Below are 19,468 nucleotides of genomic sequence, written 5' to 3'. Positions count from 1 at the left end.
GCTGGCCCCGTTGTATCACTTTGTGCCAGATCGGCCGATGCGTGTCTGTAAGCGTCATGGCGCGCTGAGACCGACGGGCGCTTCAACCGTCCGTTTTCTCCAACCGAGCGAATTGGGGCCGTAGTTTTTCCAGCGTTGTCGCAAAGTCGGCCAAGCGCTTTTTCTCCTGTTCGACGATGTGCGCTGGTGCGCGCGCGATGAAGCTCTGGTTGGCGAGTTTGGCTTGCGCTTTGGCGACTTCGCCTTCCAGGCGGGTGATTTCCTTGGACAGGCGCTCGCGCTCGGCGGCCAGGTCGATTTCAACCTTGAGCGTCAGGCGCGTCGCGCCGGTGACGGCAACCGGCGTATTGCCCTGATCGACAACGGTATCGAAGGCGTTTGCATCGACAGTTTCAACTTCGGAAAGCTTGGCGAGTGCCTTCAGGTAAGGGGCATAGCCCATTATTTCGGCGCATGCGGCCGCATCGCCGCTCGCCGTGAGCGGAACTTTCTGCGCAGGGGAAATGCCCATTTCTCCGCGCAGGTTGCGACAGGCGTAGACCGTTTCTTTCAGACGTTGGACGCGTGCTTCACTGTCGGCGTCGATGTGCGTCGGGTCGGCTTCCGGATAGGCGGCCAGCATGATCGAGTCCTGCGTTTTTTTGCCGGCCAGCGGTGCGACGGCCTGCCAGAGTTCCTCGGTAATGAAAGGAATCAGCGGGTGCGCAAGCCGCAGGATGGCTTCCAGCACATCCACCAGCGTCCGGCGTGTGGCTTGTTGCTGCGCAACTGTTCCCTGCTGGAGCTGCACCTTGGCCAGTTCGAGATACCAGTCACAGAACTCGTCCCAGACGAACTCATAGATGGCGCGCGCCAGCAGGTCGAAGCGGTAATCGGCGAAATGTTGAGTGATTTCGGCCTCGGTGCGTTGCAGACGGCTGATGATCCAGCGGTCGGCGAAAGAAAGGTCGGTGTTGCCGCCGGGCGCAAGCTCATGCCCTTCGACATTCATCAGCACGAAACGCGCGGCATTCCATAGCTTGTTGCAGAAATTGCGGTATCCCTCGCAGCGGGATAAATCGAACTTGATGTCGCGGCCCGGGCTGGCGAGCGAAAGGAAAGTAAAGCGCAGGGCGTCCGTGCCGAATGCGGCAATGCCGTCAGGGTACTCTTTGCGCGTTTTCTTTTCGATTCCACTGGCTTGTTTCGGGTTCATCAGGCCGGTCGTGCGCTTGGCCACCAGGTCTTCCAGGCGGATGCCGTCAATCAGGTCGATCGGGTCGAGCACATTGCCTTTTGATTTGCTCATTTTCTGGCCTTCCGCGTCGCGGATGAGGCCGTGCACATAAACGTGCCGGAAGGGGATTTTGCCGGTGATGTGCTTGGTCATCATCACCATGCGGGCAACCCAGAAGAAAATGATGTCGAAGCCGGTGACGAGCACTGAAGAGGGCAGGTAGAGGTCAAGCGCCGGATTGGATTTCGCGGGGTATTCCGGCGTCCAGTCGAGTGTTGAGAACGGCCAGAGCGCCGATGAGTACCAGGTGTCGAGCACGTCCGGATCGCGCGTCAGCTCACCGTGGTAGCCTTGGGCGGCAGCCTGCGCGCGTGCTTCCGCTTCATCATGCGCGACATAGCAGCGGCCGGCATCGTCGTACCAGGCAGGAATTTGGTGCCCCCACCACAATTGCCGCGAAATGCACCAGTCCTGGATATTGTTCAGCCACTGATTGTAGGTATTGACCCAGTTTTCCGGCACGAAACGGATTTCTCCGGAAGCAACGGCTTCCAGCGCCTTGCTGACGATACTGGTGCCGTCCGGACCGGGCTTGCTCATGGCGACGAACCATTGATCGGTCAGCATCGGTTCGATGATGACGCCGGTCCGGTCGCCGCGCGGCACCTTGAGCTTATGCTTGTCGGTCTTGACCAGCAGGCCGAGCGCCGTCAGGTCAGCCACGACGGCGGCACGCGCGTCGAAGCGATCCATACCGCGATATTTTTCCGGCGCATTGTCGTTGATTTTTGCGTCAAGCGTCAGCACCGAAATCATCGGCAGATGGTGGCGCAAACCGACGGCGTAGTCGTTGAAATCGTGCGCCGGCGTGACCTTGACGCAGCCGGTGCCGAATTCGCGGTCGACGTACTCGTCGGCAATGATCGGAATTTCGCGTCCGGTCAACGGCAATTTGGCCAGTTTACCGATCAGGTCGCGGTAACGCTCATCTTCCGGATGCACCATGATGGCGGTGTCGCCGAGCATGGTTTCGGGACGTGTGGTGGCGACCGTCAGGTCGCCGGAGCCGTCGGCCAGCGGGTAGCGGATATGCCACATAAAACCGTCCTCTTCCTCGTTGATGACTTCGAGGTCGGAGACGGCGGTATGGAGGACGGGATCCCAATTGACGAGGCGTTTGCCGCGATAAATCAGGCCTTCGTTATACAGACGGACAAAGGTCTCGGTGACGGTTTTCGATAAACCGGCATCCATCGTAAAGCGTTCGCGCGACCAGTCTGGCGAGGTGCCGAGCCGACGCATCTGGCGTGTGATCGTGCCGCCCGAATAGTTTTTCCATTCCCAGACTTTTTCAAGAAATTTTTCGCGCCCCAGATCGTGGCGCGAGATTCCTTGCGCATCCAGCTGGCGTTCGACGACGATTTGCGTGGCAATGCCGGCATGATCGGTGCCCGGTTGCCAGAGCGTGTTATCGCCGCGCATACGGTGGTAGCGCGTTAGCGCATCCATGATTGACTGGTTAAAACCGTGCCCCATGTGCAGCGTGCCGGTGACATTGGGCGGCGGCAGCAGAATGCAGAAAGCGTCCTTTTTATTGGGGTCGAAGCCGGCCTTGAAATAGCCGTTTTCTTCCCATTCAGGGTAACGGCGGCGTTCAATATCGGCGGGGTCAAAGCTTTTGGCAAGTTCCATGGTGCACAAGAATCAGTGGGGTGGAGGGAAAAATGATGGGCAAGACCAGCCTCGCCCAAGTAGGCGCGCCATTATAGCGAATACGCCTTGGCGCCCGTATCCGTCGCGCATGTCCAGCCGGGCGTTGTGCGGTACCGGCAGCGTTTGTCTGGCGCGCAGTGCCCGTGGATAGGCGCGGCCGGTGATCGGACTAGTCGGGGCGTCCATAATGCGCACGCCGAAATCAGCGGGTCGGCAAGCCTTGCGTTGTCCGCCTGAGACATCACAACTCAAAAAATTCGCCGCGTCTGGGCGAGTGTATGGCATTCCAGCCCAGTTTTTCCTTGATGGCTTCGACGAAGGCCTCCTGTGCCGAGGCTTCGCCGTGAACCGTGAATATTTGTTTCGGCGGCAGCCGGAAGCCGCTTAACCAATGGAGCAGAGTCGGTTGGTCGGCATGGGCGGAAAGACCGCCGACGGTGTAGATCTTGGCTCTGACAGGTACGGTCTGGCCGAAAATGGTCACTTTTCTGGCTCCGTCGACCAGGCGGCGTCCCAGTGTTCCGAATGCCTGGAAGCCGGTGATCATCACAGTGCATTCACTGCGCGGCAGGTTTTCGCGCAGGTGGTATTTGATCCGGCCGGCTTCGCACATGCCGCTGGCCGAGATGATGACCGCGCCGCTTTTGACGTCGTTGAGCGCACGTGACTGGTTGGCGTCACCGACGAACTCAACCGTGAATTGGTCCGGATGTGCGCGTACCCAATCGAGCAGATCCCGCGTTTGCGTATCGAGCAGTTCGGGATGCGACAGCGTGATGTGCGTGGCGGTGTTGGCCATCGGCGAGTCGACATAGATTTTTAGCGGCTGGAGGCGCCGGCGACGGACAAGGTCGGCGAGGATGTAGATGACTTCCTGGGTGCGGCCAACGGCAAAGGCGGGAATGATGAGGTTGCCACCCTGTGCGCGGGTGCGCTCAAAGGCGGTGACGATTTCTTCTTCGGTGCTTTCCAGCGAACGGTGTTCGCGGTTGCCGTAGGTTGATTCGATGAGCAGCGCGTCGGCTTCGCCTGTTGGCATTTCCGGGTCGCGCAGCACCGGCCGATCGAAAACGCCAAGGTCGCCCGAAAAAATGATCCGGCGCTGCCTGCCGCCGTGATTGATGATTGCTTCGATCCATGCTGAGCCGAGAATATGCCCCGCCTCGTGGAAGCGGATACGGATTCCTTCGGCCGGTTGCAACCATTCACCCAACGGGATGCCTTTAAGGAGTTCCAGCGCGCTGCCGGCCTGTGCAACCGTATACAGCGGCGGTGTGACGCGCATTCGCACGCCCCTGTCCTTGCGGTGCTGGTGGCGGAGCTGCCATTCGCTCTCTTTTTCCTGAATGTGCGCGCTGTCGGGCAACAGAATTTGCAGCAGATCGACGCAGGCCGGCGTGGCATAGACCGGACCGCGGTAGCCGAGTACGGTGAGGCGCGGCAGCAGTCCGGAATGGTCGATGTGTGCATGGGTGATCAAAACAAAATCGATCTGGCGAACATCGAAGCCGAAGTCCAGCGCGGCAATGTTCTTCGCATGCGCCTGCGCGCCTCCCTGAAACATGCCGCAATCGACGAGAAAGCGTATTTTTCCTGTGTCGACGAGATAGCTGGAGCCGGTTACTTCTCCGGCCGCGCCGAAAAATCCGATACGCATGGTGTTTTCCTCCTTGAAGGGCAGAGAGAATGAACGTTTGCGGGAAAAGATGCAAGATGCAAGTCATGAAAGCGCCCGGTTATTCTCCGCAACGGGCGGATGTCGACCAGAGATTCCGGTAATTGATCTGGTCGGCAAACAGCGCTTCCGGCACATCGAGAAAGTTTCCGTAAACAACCGTCAGATAACAGCGCAGCGCGGCGATATTCACCGTCGTTCCATAGTGCAGGCAGGTCGGCGATTCGATGCGGGCGCTGGCAATGCGGCATTCTGTATCTTCGTGCGTTTGCAGCCGGTGATGCGTTCGTAACGTCTCGATCAGTGGGGATGCCTGCGCCGGAGTGCCGGTGTAATCGGTCATGGCATAAATGGCCATGTCGGCAGGAATGCCCTGGCTGCGTGCAAGAAAGTAGTTCATGACGCGTGGAGCGGCTTCGCTGATCTGGATGCGCATTGCTCAGTCCGTCAAATTGACAGCCCCCTATTTTGTACGGCGTGCAGTATCTGCGGCAGACGCAAAATGGTGTCGCGGTCTTTCTGCTTTTCGCCGTCGCTCAAGGTTTCCCAGGCGCTCAGTGAGGGGTGACGTTTATGTATATCGTCGCGCTTTTCGCCATATTGCCAGCCGTTGAGGTAGCGGTGGGCGGCCCAACGTTCGTGCTCGACCATCGCCAGCATCTCGATTTCCTGGGGATTGAATTGCAGATCGGCGGGAGACTGGATGGCTTCCGGCCTGCCGGTTAGCAACAGTTTGTAGATGATGTGATCGGCCTGCGCGCGATTGGCATCCTTGGCCTCTTCCGAGAGTTCATCCCAGGCCGTCTGGTAAACGCTGCTTTCCGAAGCGCCCCCGCGGATTTGCCGAAGATAATCATTGTGGATGGCGCGCGCCAGATCGTCCTGTCGGGCGCCGGTAATCAGCTCATATTTGCAAAAATCGTCGTCATCCCCAAAGAAATGCAGGCGCGTATTGGCCTGTTGGCTGAGCAGGCGCGACATGGCCTGGCTACTGGCATTGCGCAGGAAAATTGGAAAGTCTTGCGTGGCAGAGGCGCTGAGCAGCTCCGCCGCCGCCAGCAAATTGGCACGCTCATCTTCGCCGGCGCAGATGACGACAGTTTGCGCATCGTCTGGCTGATGCGCGGTGGCCTGGAGCAGCAGTTGTGCGTAGCAGCCGGTGTCTTCACTGAATTGCAGCGAGGTGATCTGCCCAATTTGCGGGTAGTGATCATGAAAACGTGCGCGCTCGGCCGCAATGTTTGCGGCAAAGATATGCCAGTGGCTGCTTTGCCCCGGCAGCAGGTGAAAGACGCGCATCGCCTGAATCAGTAACGCCTGCGCAGACGGGCCGAAGCCGAACAGCAGGAAACCTATGTTCGCGTCCGGGCGATGCAGGGTATCTGCCAGCAGGCCGGGCAGGTGATGAAAAAATTGGCGCGCAATCATTTTGTGCAGATTGAAAAAGCGTATATCGAGCGAGCGGGCGCCCTGCCGTTGCGCGTGATGACGAAAAATTTCGACCAGGCGCGGATTGTTCAGATGGACGAAGCATTGCAGCGGGTACGGTGCGCGTCTGTTTGCCGCGAGCGTCGCCAGTATTCCAGCGGCCTGGATGCTGGTGTGTTCGTTTTCGTCAAAACAGATCACGGTTTTGGCTTTCAGCGCGCCGGCTGTTTTGAGGGTTTCCGCATCCGAAGCATTGCCGATCACGATGGCATGGCCGTCGCGGCGCAAGGCAGGCAGATTTTCATGGTCGTTTTTGGGTTCGACGGCAACGGCGGTCTGGTGGGTTTGGGCCTGGTAGTCTTTGAGGATGCGGCTGCCTCTGTTGCCGATGCCAAGCACGATGAGATGCCCGGTCTTGCAAGCGATCCGCAGCTGTGTGTACTGCTCGTGAAATACGCTTTCTACGATTTTAAGCAAGGCGCGCAACAGGAAAATGGTGATCAGAATCTTGACGATAATCAGCGCCACGGGAACGTTTTCCGGTTCGACCGCAGACCCAATCGGGTCGCTGCCCGTCAGAATCTTGACTATCCGGAAAATACGGTCGGGCAGATAGCGCAGCGTGTTGGTTTCGGGATAAAACTGCGCCAGGCCGATCCAGGACAGCGCCAAAACGCAGACGACCAGCGCGATCCAGAACAGGCTTCTGGTTTTCTGGGAGATTTTCATAAAGAGGCTTTCCGTTATTGGCCGGCGTTTTCAGAGTTGGCGGGGGGCGGCGTTTGTGCAAGGTGGCTCAGGATGGCTTCAGTCTGCGCTTTCAGCTGGGCATTTTCCAGACCCGCCAATTGCAGGCGGGTCAGACGGGCAAGTTCGGCGCTCAGCGCGCCGGCCTGAGGCTGGCGGTTGAAGTATTCGGCGAGTCCCGCGCGCGCCAACGGATGGTAGAAGTAAGCGGACGCCAGCAATTGCAGACTGTCCGTATTTTCTATGGGCAACATGCGCTCGATGACCTGTATGACGGTGGTGCGTGCATCGGGTGCGACGGGACGCGTATAAATATCCTGGGAATACCAGGTGTTGAACGGCTTTTTACCTTTGTAATCATTGATTGTGCCGGTTTGTGGGTCGTATTGGCGTCCGTAGAAGGCTTCCAGATCTTCGGCAATCTGTTCGGGCGCGATCCGCTGTTGGCCGGGCGTTTGCCAGATTTGTACCTGATAGCCTTCCGGGAGCTTCTGTACGGTCGCAATGCGATTGTCCGCGTCCAGCAGCTGGATGCTGTCATACATTCCTGCGGCAAAGGGCAGGGAAATCAGGTTGCCGCTGCTGGTATCGATGATTTTGATTGCGGGCGCCAGCGCCTCGTCGGTATTGTCTTGCAGAAAAAGCTTACGATTGTCTGCGGAAAAATCCAGCAGTTTCGTGTACGGAGAAACGGGCACCGTTTGCCCATAAGCGCGCCTATCGCGGGTATGCCAGAAATGAAGTCGGCGGGTATTTTCCGACGCCAGAAGCGTTTTTCCATCGTGACTGAAAAGCAGGATTGGGGAAGCAATGGTAGGTAGGCTGAAATGCTTCTTGAAATGTTCAAGATCGTAAACATCGGCGCGCCCTTCGCTGTACCCCAGCGCCAGCCAGCGGCCGTCCGGGCTGAATGCGGCGTTGCTCAGGCTGCCTTTGCCTTCCAGAAGAATTTTCTTGCCAGTCAGGTCGGAAAGCGTCCAGCCTTCTTTGCTGGCAACGAGCAGCCGTTCAAAATTGCTGTCGGCGATAAAGTTTTCTAACGGTTTGGGCTGGCTGTAACGCATGATTTCGGCGCCGTCACGGACATTCCAGATGGCAAAGCCATTGTCGCCCGTACGGGCGAGGAACTGCGAGTGATCGCGTTTGAGCAGAATTCTGCGCGCCTGTGTCGGGGTGGCTTTGCCAACGGCCTGCGCGGTATCGGCATCAAAAAAACGTACGGTTTTTTGTCGAGAGACCGCCATTAACAGATTGTTTTCCAAAATGCGCAAATAGGCTGTTTCTTCAGGAAGAAGAATAAATTCTGGCTGACGGGCACCGCTTTCGAGGTCGATTCTGGAGAGTGTCTTCCCATCGGCCTGAAGGATCAGCCAATGGGCGCCTTTTGCATCCGCAAGCACCTGCCGGGCATCGGGGGCAATATGCTGCTCATTGATCAGCAGGTTTCTGCCGCCGATATTTTGCAGATACGTTTGCTTATTGAGCGTCACGATCCGCTGGGTCTGGTCGGGCGAAAGGTCGGCGTCGTTTTTCCAGAGCACGCGACGTAAATCCGCCAACGGCAAGGCGTGAGAGGCTTGCCGCTCGCCTGTTCGGCTGTCGTAAAGGTCGTAGCCTTGGTCGCTGATGGCGACGATGCTTGCGCTATCGGGGTTAAAAGTCACCCGGTCATACAATCTGTCTTGCGTTTGTAGCGGCCGGCTGCGTCCATTCTGCCTGTCCAGTATGGTGTAGTGGTTCGCGTTGGCCGTGTTTGCCGAGAAGAGGATGTATTTCCCATCGGGAGAGAAATCAGCGCCGGATATTTTTTTCGGCAACTCGAAAGGAATCCGTGTTTCTGGCCGATCGTCTTCCAAATAAAAAATTTGCCCGTCGCTTCTATCAGCGTGGGAGAACAGCATGAGAGCAGTCGTGCTGTCTGGTGAAAACAGGATATGTATGATTGCGTCGTGCGGTGCGGGCAAGTTCAGCCTGGCCTGATCTTTGCCATTGGCGACTAGGGTGAGGGTTTCCGGGTTGAACTGACGCACGGCAAGCCATCGCCCGTTCGGGCTGACGCCCATCAACGTGAAGTCTCCTGACCCGGCTTGCCGATAAACGACATTGGTTTTCCGCGTGCCGATCTGGTAGCGAATGATTTCGTTCTGGTCGTTCATCGCATATAGATCGTTGTTGCCGTCAAATACGGGTTTGTAGGCGCGATGGGCGGTGATTTTTTCGATGTCCGCCAGCCTGTGCCGGGTGCGCGCATCCCACAATTGCAGTTCAAAATGATGGGCGCCCGTACCGGCGAGACCGGCAACATAGCGGCCATCCGGACTGAAAACCGCATTGGCCGCAAGTATGTTGGGCAGCAGCACCATATCGTTTTTGATGGCCAGCATGGATTCGGCAAACAGGATAGCGTTGTCGCTGCCATTGCGCACGGCGGCGGCAATATAGGCGGCTGGGTCGCCATATTCGTTCTGCGCCAGCTTGTTGATTCCTGACGCATAGAGTGACTGCGCCAGATTTTTCTGCGCTTCGTTCTTTTGATTCCAGGCATAGATGCCGGAAATGCCCGCCAGAATGGCTAGTGCGGAGATCGCGCTGGTGACCCATTTGATTATGCGGTTTTTACGCTTGACGCGCTCCAGCTCATAAGCCTGGTCGCGCTGGGTCAGCTCATTGAGCGGCACGCCCAGAATGCCGGCGATAATTTTCAGCTTGGCCAGATTGAGGCGTTCTTGGTATTCCTCGATATTTTGCTTGATCTGTTTGGCAGGAAGCTTCTGTTCCTGCAAATAATGGCGATAGGCTGCTGCGGACGTGAAGCCTTCTTCCGTACTGTGCGGCAGGCGGACATCAGCGGCCAACGCTTCTTCCCGCTGCTGATAGAGAATATTGCCTTCGGCATCGACGCCAAAGCGCAGCACATCGGGAAAACATTGCCGTTCCGTCTGTGTTTCGCCATATTCAGGTTCGCCACGCAGAATCAAGGCAATGATGCGTTGGCTTTTGCCTGTTTTCTTGAAATGCCGGATTTCTTCCTGGACGTAAAGCGAACGGGCTGAATGCGGTGAGCTGAGATAAACCAAAAACTCGGCGCGATCGAGTGCGCTTTGTAATGAAGCGCTTAGATTGGCGTTGGCGGAGAGTTCTTTTTCATCCTGAAAGACCGGATAAATTTGCGCCGGAATTTTTTGCCCGTACTGATTGGTCTTGCCGATAAGTTCGGCAGAAATCGGGTACGTTTCCAGCGTGTGGTGCAGCCAGTCCGCCCATTTGCGCCCTTGCGCCTGGTTATCGGCGTGGCTGTAGCTGATAAAAGCTTTGTAGCGTTTTTCAAGCGTATGGGCGCTGGTTTCCATGAGTATGGCCTGTATCAAAGGGGGATTGGGAATTGGGGCAAACCATCCGGGCGGTGCGGCGACGTATGGCTGTAAGTCGGTGTGTTTCGTGAGCCGTATAATGCCGACGGATTCATAGAAAGCAGCCCATGAAATGCAATATCACAACCATTGGCGGCGGTACGGGTACCTTCCATGTGCTGTCCGGCCTTGGCAAAAATCCGGAGCTCAATCTGGCGGCGATTGTCAGCATGGCCGATTCCGGCGGATCGTCGGGCGAACTGCGTGACGAGTTCGGCATCCTGCCGCCCGGCGATATCCGGCGCGCCATTGTCGCTTTGTCCGGTGATACCGAGATCGTGCGTCGGCTTTTTGAATATCGCTTCAAGGAGGGCAGTGGCATTGCTGGGCATACCGTCGGCAATCTGTTGCTGACGGCGCTCTCGGACATTATGGGGAATTTTGAACGCGGCATTGAGGAACTGTCTGTCATGTTTGATGTGCGCGGTAAAGTCATTCCCGTCACGCTCGACGATGTCAGTTTGGGCGTGACGCTGGAAAATGGCGAGCAGATCATCGGTGAGACGCATATCGATATGCCAATGCGCGATGTCGGCATTCCGATTCAGGAGGCTTTTCTGCTCGGGGGCGGGCGGCTGAATCCGCGCGCCCGCGAGGCGATTGAGAATTCCGACTACATCATTATTGGCCCGGGCGACCTTTATACCAGCATCGTTCCCAACCTGCTGTGCGCCGGTATGGGCGAGGCTCTGGGGGCGGCGCATGCCAAGATCGTCTATGTCTGCAATATCATGACCAAGCGCGGCGAGACCGATGGTTTTGCCGTCGAAGATTTCGTGCGCGTGGTCGAACGCTATTTGGGGCCGGGGCGCTTGAATTACCTGCTGGTCAATAGCGGTGCGCTGCGTCCCGATCTGGTTGAAAAATATCGGGCGGAAGGCAAAACGCCCGTTGTGCTGCGCGACCGCGCGGCGCTTATGGCGAGCGGGATCAAGGTCATCGAACGCGATTTCACCAGCGCAACTGATTATATTCGCCACGATCCGCATAAACTGGCGCGGACGGTGGAGGATTTTGCCAGCGGCTGGATCAAGTAACGTCAATGGCTGTCTTTCAGTCCTTGCTGGGCGGTGCGTTTTCGGCGGGGATTTCCGCGTCGCTATCGCCGCGGAACATGCTGGGGGTCAGCTCATGCTTGCGTAGCAGGCGGTAAAACTCGGTCCGGTTGCGATCGGCGATGCGGGCGGCATCGGCAACATTACCGTCAGTGAGTTTTAACAGCTGCACCAGATAGTTGCGCTCAAAGCGCTGCTTGGCGTCGGCGTAGGAAAGCGCATCCATGGCGGGTGAGCGCAGGGCGCGCTGAACCAGCGGCAGGGTGATCAGCGTCGTTGTCGCCAATGCGCAGCATTGCTCAACGACGTTGAACAACTGACGAATGTTGCCCGGCCAGCTTGCGCCGGCGAGCGCAGCCATAGCGTCGGGGGCGATCCCGCTGATATTTTTGTCGTATTTTTCGGCAATCTGCCGGATGAAGTGGGCAACCAATGCGGGAATATCTTCCCGTCGTTCTTCAAGGCTTGGCAGGGTTAGCGTGACGACGTCGATGCGGTAATAGAGGTCTTCGCGGAACTGGCCTTCGGCCAGTGCATTTTCCAGGTCGCGATGGGTGGCGGTGAGCAGGCGGACATCAACGGGTTCGCTGTGCGTTGCACCGACCGGGCGGACGGCGCGCTCTTCGAGCACGCGCAGCAGCTTGACCTGCAGTGGCAGCGGCATATCGCCGATTTCATCGAGAAACAGCGTGCCGCCGTCCGCGGCGCGGAACAGGCCATCGTGCTCACTGACCGCTCCCGTGAATGCGCCGCGTACATGGCCGAACAGTTCGGATTCAAGCAGCTGTTCGGGAATGGCGCCGCAATTGATGGCGACGAAAGGTGCATTGGCGCGCCGGCTGGCGCGGTGAATGGCGCGTGCCAGAAGCTCCTTGCCGGTGCCGCTGGCGCCGCGGATCAGTACGCTGGCGTCGGAGGCAGCGACGACGCGTGCTTCTTCAAGCAGGGCGGCCATGCTGTGGCTGCGATAGACGATGTCTTCTTGCCAGATTTCACCATCTGCGGCGGTCGCTTCGTTGCCGTTGGGAGATAGTTTCAGCGCCTGCTCGATTTTTTCGTGCAGCGCCTGGCTGTCGAAGGGTTTAGTCAGGTAGCCGAACACGCCGCGTGACATGGCTTCGACGGCATCGGGAATGGTGCCGTGTGCCGTCATCAGAATGACGGGCAGCATGGGGCGCGTTTTGCGGATTTCCTCGAAAAGCTCAGCGCCGTCCTTGCCGGGTAGGCGAACGTCGCTGAGCAGGAGCTGCGGCGGGTCGATGGCAATGCGCGCCAACGCTTCCTCAGCGGTGGCGGCGGTGGATACGCGGCATCCCCAGGAGCGCAGACGCATAGTCAGCAGGCGCAGGATACCGGGATCATCGTCGACGACCAGGATATGGGGGGGCGTAGTGTTCTGCGTATTCATCTTGTACGTCGTGATGTTGATCTGCTGTTGCGTGGGCGCGATTGCAGTGTGTTCTCGATATCCGCAATGGCGCTGAGTTTTTCTTGCAGTTTCTCGTTCTGCTGCTGGCTTTCTTTGAGCTGCTGGGCCAGTTTCTCATTTTGCGCTTCGGTTTTTGCACGTTCATGGTATTGCGCCGAGAGCAGTTGAATCAGTGGGTGCAGTCTGACGGCCTCTGGTGCGTTTGATTTCATCAGCGCGCCTAAAAGGCCGTTGGCCCGGCTTAAGTCATTCGGAGCATGCGTCTGACCGAGCAGCATGGCTAGACGAACTTGCGCGGCGGGTGACTGGGGTGTCGGCGTCAGGCGGCTGCGTTCGCGGGCGAGCGCCTGCGGTGTCATGCGCTGAAGTTGCTGGAAATAGCTCATCAGGCCGTACTGTGAATCGGCAGCGGTGCTGTTCTCACCCAATTCAGCCAGCGCGGTGCACGCGGTAAGCAAGGTTGCCGCCAGTACCGGTAACAGGCGGCGTAAGTGGTGGCGATGGCGGCGACTGAGAGAGGCAGGGCGACTGAGAGAGGCAGGCCAACAGTGTGCGATGGCTTCCGGTCTGGCATTACCCATTCTGTACAGGAGGATTGGCAGTTTTCTCGGCAGAAAGCCGCGTATCGTGTTTGCGTAAAAATTATTCATTTGTGTTTTATTTGCCGTAGTGTCTATGTGTCTATGCGTCTGCTCAATGGCGGTTGATGTTTATTTGGGCAGGCTGATTTCAAATGCAGCACCAGGCGTGTGCCCGTCATTCGGTAGTAAACGAATCTGGCCGTCCATCGCCGTTATCAGTTCGCGCGCGATCGACAGACCGACGCCGCTGCCTCGCCTGGCCGCGGGTGCAGCGCGTTTTCCCTGGACAAAGGGCTCGAAAATCCGTTCGTAGTCTTCGAGGGCAACGCCTGGCCCCTGGTCAGCGCAGACGATGCGCAGAATACCGCCCTCAATTTTGGCGTCAAGATTGATGTTGCCGCCGCTTGGGCTGAAATCGATCGCGTTGGACAGGAGATTGTCAAGTACGACGCGCAGCTTTTCCGCATCGAGCAGGCAGCTAGACTCAGGCGCCTGGCAGACGATGTTTACCTGGCGGGACTGCGCGTGCAGTTCGCGGTCGGCGGCAACGGATGACAGAAGTTCTGTCAGCACAACCGGCTGGCGGTTTAGATGGCGGGTTTCGAGGGCGAGCGCATTGAGACGGAGCAGGTTTTCAATATGCCTTTGCAGGATCAGGATATTGTGTTGGAGGATATCGACGACTTCTTTTTGCGAATCATCAAGGCTGCCGACGACTTCTTCTTCCAGCAGGGCAATGCCCTCACGCAAAGCGGTCAGCGGTGTTTTGAGTTCGTGGGAAACGTGCCGCAGCGTCTGCTCACGGCCTGTTTCCAGCTCGTCGAGACGTTGACGCAGCCAGTCGAGGCGGTGACCGATGCGGCGCAGGTCGGCAGGGCCGCGAACTTCGATGGGATCGTGGAAACAGCCTTCGCCTAGGCGAGCGATCGACGCCTCCAGTTTTTCGACAGGGCGCGTCAGCCAGCGGCTCATGAGCAGTGCGACGATAAAAGCGCCAATGAAACTGGTGATGATTGATCCGGCCATCTGAACGCGGTTTTGCTGGAGTTTTGTGCGAATCGACGCGTATTGTTCATCAATCCATTGGCGATTCTTCCGGTCGATCGTACCGTTGATCTCGTTAAGGCGATCCAGCGTCGCTTGCAGTGCTTCGGGCGATTCGGCGTTGCGGAGCTGGCCGCTAAGGTCGCTCAATGCGGTCGTCCAGTCGTTGATGGGAGCCTCCGACGCCAGTCGGGGAATTTGACGCAGGCGCGAAACGGCAGCAAGGCAACGATTGGCGTTGGCGTCGAAGCGTACCAGCAGCGCGGCATCCTTGAGTACGATGAACTGGCGTACTGTTCGTTCGAGGTCAATGGTGCTCTGCGAGAGTTCCTGCATCGTATCGTTGAGTTGCAGGGCGTAATCGCTGGTTAGCTGGCTTTGCGCAATGGAATATTCGAGTAGCAGCCAACTACGCAGCGTCGCCCAACCAAGCAGGGCGGCGATCAGCAGAAGACCGGCCAGCATGCTTTGGCGAAAGGAAATGCGGATTATGGAGCGCACAAAACAAGGTTCGCTTATTTACATAGACGGTGAAGTGTAAAAGCAGGCATGGAAGATATGCCCAAACCGCAGAGAAACGTGTCATCGGGCAGGCGTGCATTGTTGCATCGTCATGCGACGCTTCACTATAAAAGATAATTGAAGGAATTTGATGCCGAATGAGTAGATATATTTTTATCCGTCAGTTTGTCGTGCTTTGGCGACACGGTAGCCGATTGAAAAATAAATATTTTTTATTAACGCATGAATTTTTGTCGTTTTATGGTGACGTTTTTTCTAGAGCCCGACGAAGAAATTTTATTTATTATTTCAATAATTTATTATTAATCAAGGGGAAGTCTCTTTTTGGCACGAAACATGCAGTCAAAACTTTTCCAAGTCCAGGCATTATTTTTGTTGGTTGTTTTCGAAAGGAAGGAAGCGCATGTTCAGCAAATCGAATCTCTTTGGCCGTGATACGGACGGTCAGCGTTCTACGCTCAATCCCTTGGCAAGCCCGCCCGCTGGCGGTGCCGGTAAATCTGCTGGCGTTACCGACAGCAATACAGGCCGGCCGGCGTTTGTGTCAGGCCGGGCGACGACGAATTTTCATAAGCCTGCGGTGAGAGCCGGAACGGGCGTGACGGACGCGGATCCGGATCAGGGTAATGCGGCATCGGATACGGCGCCGAGTGTGGCGGATGATGAGGAAGGTGCAATTGGTGCACGTCTGATCGTGGGTCCGGAAGTCAAACTGTGTGGCGCCGAAATCCTCAATTGCGACATGCTGGTGGTCGAAGGGCGCGTTGAGGCAACGATGGACAGTCGTGTCCTTCGTATTACGGAACACGGTTCGTTCGCCGGTAAAGTCAGCATTGATGTCGCGGAAATTTTTGGCGATTTCGAAGGCGAGCTGACCGCACGCTCACAACTGATCATTCATTCGACCGGGCGCGTGCGCGGTAAGATTTGTTACGGGAAACTGGTAGCGGAAGAAGGCTGCGAATTGTGCGGCGATATCAGTATTCTCGGCACGAAGACTGGAAACGGCACCAGCACGTCGTCTGGCAGCGCTTCGGGCACATCTTCCCCGTCAAAAAATAGTGAGACTTCGGGCAATGCGGTATCTGGCAAGGATAAGACTGCTGGCAAAGGCGGGGCGTCGGCATTGAATGCGGTTTGATGGTGCTGCCGAGCGTACCCATCTGTTTTCATCCAGCGCGCATCTTTTTATTTCTTTTCATTTCCTGACTTTTGCTTTTCGCCCACTTCCCATGCCGCCCAGGTGGCATGGGAAGTAGTGGATAACCGTACTGAGTAAGCGTACGCGCCTCGTTGCCTGACTCCGGCTTATTTTCCGGAGGACGGGGATTCGGGACGCGTTGCCTTCCTTGCTTGGGACGGGCTTGTTTCTTTTCTTGGCTGTGCCGGGAAGGCTGCTAAGGCGTTGTATTTATTGTGGTCGAATGTGCAATGTAATGAATTTCTAAGGTTAATCAGTTCGTTCGTGAGCATGTTTATCACTCAGATTGTTGGATGATCTGAAAATCAGCCGATGCATTTTTCGGTAAATTTGCCGGCAAGGCGGACCGCGTGCCCGGAAGGAAACACAAACCAGCGGGCAATCATTAGGATACACGCGCCAGTCTTGCCAGATTGTCGGTATCAGGTCGATAATGCCTTGATGAGTGAAGAAACGATATCAATAGAAAAAAAACCTGGACGAAAAAGAACAGGGCGAAACAAGGCAGCGCAAAATGCGGCTTTACATGAGGCGCCGCATGATGGTGAGCGGCGGCTGTTCGATGGTGTGGAGCGCGTGTTTTATGATGGTTACTGGATCAAGACCTATCCGGCGCCTGCCGATTCACTGGAAGCTAAAAAACGTTTGATCGAAGCGTTGGCGCGTCGCCTGTTCAATCATACTGAGCATGGACTTAATATCCCTGGTAGCCGTTTAAATGAGGCGCGCCAGAGCTATGACTCGGAAACTGATCCAGCGCGGCGGCGCGTTAAGGCGGCGATGCTCGCAGGCGCGCTGTTTAATCGTGCGACGGATATTTTCCGCAAGCTTGTTGAGTTGCAAGCCGACGGGGTCGAGATTCAGGGGAACCCGCTGACGCGCGAGTGTGGAAAATGTCTGATCGAAGCGATGAATCTCGGCCATTCGGTACTGCATCGTAGCGGTGAGGAGGGGATCGATGAGCTGTGGGGGGAACCGTTCCGGGCATTTTCGGTGTCCATTGAGGATTTCTACGAGAGTCGCTACATTAAAATCGGTCAGTGTCTGCGCGATATCGATCGAATTGGAGAGGCGATGATTGACTGCTTTGCTCCGATTGATGCCTTTGAAGGCATTGGTACGATCATCCGGGAATTCGTCGAAACCGCCAAGACCAAGGTGCAGACCTTGCGGACGGATCCGGATATCTTCGAAGTCTGGACGAGTCTGGTGACGGCATCCGAGCGTCTGGCAAACTTTACGCCCCGGACGCAGCCTCTTGTGGATGAAGCGCCGCCAATGCACGATATTTCCGACGGGTTGCGTCTGATTCGCCGTGGCCGTGATCTGATTTTTTATATTACGCGAGCGCGCACGACGATGCCGAAGAGCATTGGTGGCTACCTGATGCGCTGCGAAGCCTATCTTAAAACTGGGAAAATGCCGCTTGTAGCGGATGCGGCGGCTGCCGACAGCTCGCACGCAAGGTTTGCCGCCGTGACAGAAACAGGCGCAGGCATTTCAGATTGCGGCAGTTGCCGTACAAAGTGACGATACTCGCGCCAGGCGAGGATGGGTACGAGACGGCATTCAGCGCATGTGCTGTTCTTTGATCAGTCCTTCGCGGTACGCGTGAAGGAGCGCAGTCAGCGCCGCAATTTTCTCTTGAATGGCATGGCCGCGATCGGTATCTTTGATGCGCAGGCGGAATGGGTGTGTATGGATAATCTCCGTTTCGCTGTGGATGTCCAACTCCTCAGAGACAGCTCTCTGTTTTGATTCAAACGGCTGGTGTGCCGAGAGCAGCATGCCGCGTGAGTTGGAAATCAGGGTATAGCCGGCGATGCCTGTCTGTTTTTGGTAAGCGCGCGAAAAGCCGCCGTCGATGACCATAAGCCGCCCGTTTGCCTTGATCGGGCGCTCTCCCTTGGCTACTTTGACCGGCACATGACCGTTGATGATGATGCCGGTTTCCGGATCAAGGCCGAATTCCCTGAGAATGGTTCTGGCTGTTTCTTCAGTATTGCGCAGCGTGTAATAAGCGTTGCGTTTTTCCGTATGCGTTGTTTTGTCGGCAATGAAATAGCGCTCAAAGGTCGTCATGCGCTCCTTGCCGAACAGCGGTGACATTGGCGCACACCACATGAACCACATGGCGTCCATCCCGTAGCGTTTCTTCGCTGGATGCTCAGTGTCGAAATATCCCTGACGCGCGAGGCGGTCAACACGATCAAGGAAGGCTTTGCCGCTGAATGACTTTCCGTCGACATTGAAAGCACGAAAGGAACCATCATCGTTCATGGCAATACAGCCGTGGTATAGCAGATTGCCGTCGTGAATACGGTACAGACTGCCGGTCGAGAAGAGGAAGCGTGTATGCTGATGGAGTTTTTTACTGGTCACGAAGGACAGTGCCAGTCGGCTGACTACGGCTTGTTCTTCCGGCGTGAGCGCTTCCGGATTCTTGGGGTCGATCGTTGGAAAAAAGGTATCAAGCAAAGAATATTCGGTGCCGTTGAGCGTAATGACGCCACGGGCGTAGTCAATTTTGGGCAGGAGCAGGCGATCGTCCATCTGGTATTGCGGACGCCGGCGGATAACGGCACTTTCCAGCTTGAATTGGATAACGGCAATGGCTTTTTGCATCTGCGCCATCAGCCGGATCTCTTGGGCACTGAAATTACTGTCGGCGTCGACCTTGGGGATGAAGCGGGTGCACGGATCATCCTTGTAAGTTGCGAGCGCAAAGGAGGCTAACGGCAGGATGCTGATACCGTACCCGTTTTCCAGCGTTTCCATGTTGCCATAGCGCAGGCTGATGCGGATGACGTTGGCGATGCAGGCTTCGCTGCCGGCGGCAGCACCCATCCAGAGCATATCGTGGTTGCCCCACTGAATATCGACCTGATGGTGTTCCATCAACTGGTCGAGAATGATGTGTGCGCCTGGGCCGCGATCGTAGATATCTCCGATGATGTGCAGGCGTTCAACGGCTAGCCGCTGGATAAGTTGCGCCAGTGCAATGATGAATATCTGAGAGCTGCCGGTAGAGACGATGGTTTCGATCTGACTTTGGTTGTACGCCAGTTTATGTTCGACACCTTCCTGATCGTAAAGCAGTTCCTCGATCGTTTCTGAAACATCTGCCGGCAATAGCTTGCGTACGGCTTCCCGGCGATATTTGGCGCTCAGCGTACGACAGAATTTGATGAGCCGGACTAGCGTCAGGCGGAGCCATTCCTCTTTGTCGGCGACGCTTTGCAGCGTCAGTGGTATTTTTTCTTCAGGGTAGTAAATAAGCGTCGCTAAGCTGCGCCGTTCCGGACGTGACATCGAATTGGCAAACATTTCCTCGATCTTGCGCCAGATCGAGCCGGCACCGTTGCGGACAATGTGCTCAAAAGCTTCATGCTCGCCGTGAACGTCGGAAAGAAAATGCTCAGTGCCCTTGGGCAGTTGTAACTCCGA

Annotated in this window: 13 protein-coding genes (1 of these 13 only partly in view); 4 read left to right on the top strand and 9 right to left on the bottom strand. The window is 56.6% G+C overall.

Going from position 1 to position 19,468, the window contains the following annotated elements; translation table 11 throughout:
- Positions 1-82 precede the first annotated feature (82 nt).
- From ABCS64_RS08620 to ABCS64_RS08600, 5 genes are all read right to left on the bottom strand, one after another.
- Positions 83-2,908 carry a valine--tRNA ligase gene (locus tag ABCS64_RS08620; RefSeq protein WP_418891438.1) on the bottom strand — a complete coding sequence of 942 codons (2,826 nt, stop codon included), beginning with the start codon at positions 2,906-2,908 and terminating at the stop codon, positions 83-85.
- 262 nt (positions 2,909-3,170) lie between these two features.
- Positions 3,171-4,586 (bottom strand): MBL fold metallo-hydrolase RNA specificity domain-containing protein, encoded by a 1,416-nt coding sequence (locus ABCS64_RS08615; protein ID WP_418891437.1) that lies wholly within the window; start codon positions 4,584-4,586, stop codon positions 3,171-3,173.
- Between the two features lie 79 nt (positions 4,587-4,665).
- Entirely contained in the window at positions 4,666-5,040 is a 375-nt protein-coding gene (locus tag ABCS64_RS08610; RefSeq protein ID WP_418891436.1) for a hypothetical protein, read from the bottom strand.
- 11 nt (positions 5,041-5,051) lie between these two features.
- On the bottom strand, positions 5,052-6,761 hold the full coding sequence (locus ABCS64_RS08605) for a RyR domain-containing protein (RefSeq protein ID WP_418891435.1): 1,710 nt from the start codon (positions 6,759-6,761) through the stop codon (positions 5,052-5,054).
- A 14-nt stretch (positions 6,762-6,775) separates the two neighbouring features.
- Positions 6,776-10,129: a toll/interleukin-1 receptor domain-containing protein gene (locus tag ABCS64_RS08600; protein ID WP_418891434.1), complete on the bottom strand. Its 3,354-nt coding sequence runs from the start codon at positions 10,127-10,129 to the stop codon at positions 6,776-6,778.
- Positions 10,130-10,257: 128 nt separating this feature from the next.
- Between ABCS64_RS08600 and ABCS64_RS08595 the strand changes: the two genes are divergently transcribed.
- Positions 10,258-11,226, top strand: coding sequence for a gluconeogenesis factor YvcK family protein (locus ABCS64_RS08595; RefSeq protein WP_418891433.1), 969 nt, complete (start codon positions 10,258-10,260; stop codon positions 11,224-11,226).
- A 16-nt stretch (positions 11,227-11,242) separates the two neighbouring features.
- Here the strand turns inward: ABCS64_RS08595 and ABCS64_RS08590 are convergent, their stop codons facing one another.
- The 3 genes from ABCS64_RS08590 to ABCS64_RS08580 all read right to left on the bottom strand — a co-directional run bounded on the left by ABCS64_RS08590 (position 11,243) and on the right by ABCS64_RS08580 (position 14,799).
- Positions 11,243-12,652, bottom strand: coding sequence for a sigma 54-interacting transcriptional regulator (locus tag ABCS64_RS08590; RefSeq protein ID WP_418891432.1), 1,410 nt, complete (start codon positions 12,650-12,652; stop codon positions 11,243-11,245).
- Complete coding sequence (locus ABCS64_RS08585; protein WP_418891431.1) at positions 12,649-13,131, bottom strand: permease; 483 nt, start codon at positions 13,129-13,131, stop codon at positions 12,649-12,651. Before ABCS64_RS08585 ends, ABCS64_RS08590 begins: the two co-directional genes overlap by 4 nt.
- Before the next feature lie 252 nt (positions 13,132-13,383).
- The gene (locus tag ABCS64_RS08580) at positions 13,384-14,799 is read right to left on the bottom strand and encodes a sensor histidine kinase (protein ID WP_418891430.1); all 1,416 of its coding nucleotides are present in this window, start codon (positions 14,797-14,799) and stop codon (positions 13,384-13,386) included.
- 158 nt (positions 14,800-14,957) lie between these two features.
- On the opposite strand from ABCS64_RS08580, the gene ABCS64_RS08575 reads away from it, so the two are divergent.
- The 3 genes from ABCS64_RS08575 to ABCS64_RS08565 all read left to right on the top strand — a co-directional run bounded on the left by ABCS64_RS08575 (position 14,958) and on the right by ABCS64_RS08565 (position 17,551).
- Positions 14,958-15,404 (top strand): hypothetical protein, encoded by a 447-nt coding sequence (locus tag ABCS64_RS08575; protein WP_418891943.1) that lies wholly within the window; start codon positions 14,958-14,960, stop codon positions 15,402-15,404.
- On the top strand, positions 15,362-15,961 hold the full coding sequence (locus tag ABCS64_RS08570; RefSeq protein WP_418891923.1) for a bactofilin family protein: 600 nt from the start codon (positions 15,362-15,364) through the stop codon (positions 15,959-15,961). The genes ABCS64_RS08575 and ABCS64_RS08570 overlap by 43 nt, the downstream gene beginning before the upstream one ends.
- Before the next feature lie 372 nt (positions 15,962-16,333).
- Positions 16,334-17,551 (top strand): hypothetical protein, encoded by a 1,218-nt coding sequence (locus tag ABCS64_RS08565; protein WP_418891429.1) that lies wholly within the window; start codon positions 16,334-16,336, stop codon positions 17,549-17,551.
- A gap of 39 nt (positions 17,552-17,590) precedes the next feature.
- Here ABCS64_RS08565 and ABCS64_RS08560 read toward each other — a convergent pair whose 3' ends face one another.
- Positions 17,591-19,468, bottom strand: the 3' portion of a protein-coding gene (locus tag ABCS64_RS08560) for a fructose-1,6-bisphosphatase (RefSeq protein ID WP_418891428.1). It continues 90 nt past the right edge of the window; only the last 1,878 of its 1,968 coding nucleotides appear in the window; its start codon lies off the right edge, out of view; it ends in the stop codon at positions 17,591-17,593.

The organism is Dentiradicibacter hellwigii (genome assembly GCF_041770905.1).
GTDB lineage: Bacteria > Pseudomonadota > Gammaproteobacteria > Burkholderiales > Rhodocyclaceae > Propionivibrio > Propionivibrio hellwigii.
This window is presented reverse-complemented; position numbering and strand designations above follow the sequence as displayed.

What these genes read in the sequence shown, in the direction of transcription:
- ABCS64_RS08620 (WP_418891438.1), bottom strand. Translation starts at nt 2,908, where the DNA reads ATGGAACTTGCCAAAAGCTTTGACCCCGCCGATATTGAACGCCGCCGT.
- ABCS64_RS08615 (WP_418891437.1), bottom strand. Translation starts at nt 4,586, where the DNA reads ATGCGTATCGGATTTTTCGGCGCGGCCGGAGAAGTAACCGGCTCCAGC.
- ABCS64_RS08610 (WP_418891436.1), bottom strand. Translation starts at nt 5,040, where the DNA reads ATGCGCATCCAGATCAGCGAAGCCGCTCCACGCGTCATGAACTACTTT.
- ABCS64_RS08605 (WP_418891435.1), bottom strand. Translation starts at nt 6,761, where the DNA reads ATGAAAATCTCCCAGAAAACCAGAAGCCTGTTCTGGATCGCGCTGGTC.
- ABCS64_RS08600 (WP_418891434.1), bottom strand. Translation starts at nt 10,129, where the DNA reads ATGGAAACCAGCGCCCATACGCTTGAAAAACGCTACAAAGCTTTTATC.
- ABCS64_RS08595 (WP_418891433.1), top strand. Translation starts at nt 10,258, where the DNA reads ATGAAATGCAATATCACAACCATTGGCGGCGGTACGGGTACCTTCCAT.
- ABCS64_RS08590 (WP_418891432.1), bottom strand. Translation starts at nt 12,652, where the DNA reads ATGAATACGCAGAACACTACGCCCCCCCATATCCTGGTCGTCGACGAT.
- ABCS64_RS08575 (WP_418891943.1), top strand. Translation starts at nt 14,958, where the DNA reads ATGAGTAGATATATTTTTATCCGTCAGTTTGTCGTGCTTTGGCGACAC.
- ABCS64_RS08565 (WP_418891429.1), top strand. Translation starts at nt 16,334, where the DNA reads ATGCATTTTTCGGTAAATTTGCCGGCAAGGCGGACCGCGTGCCCGGAA.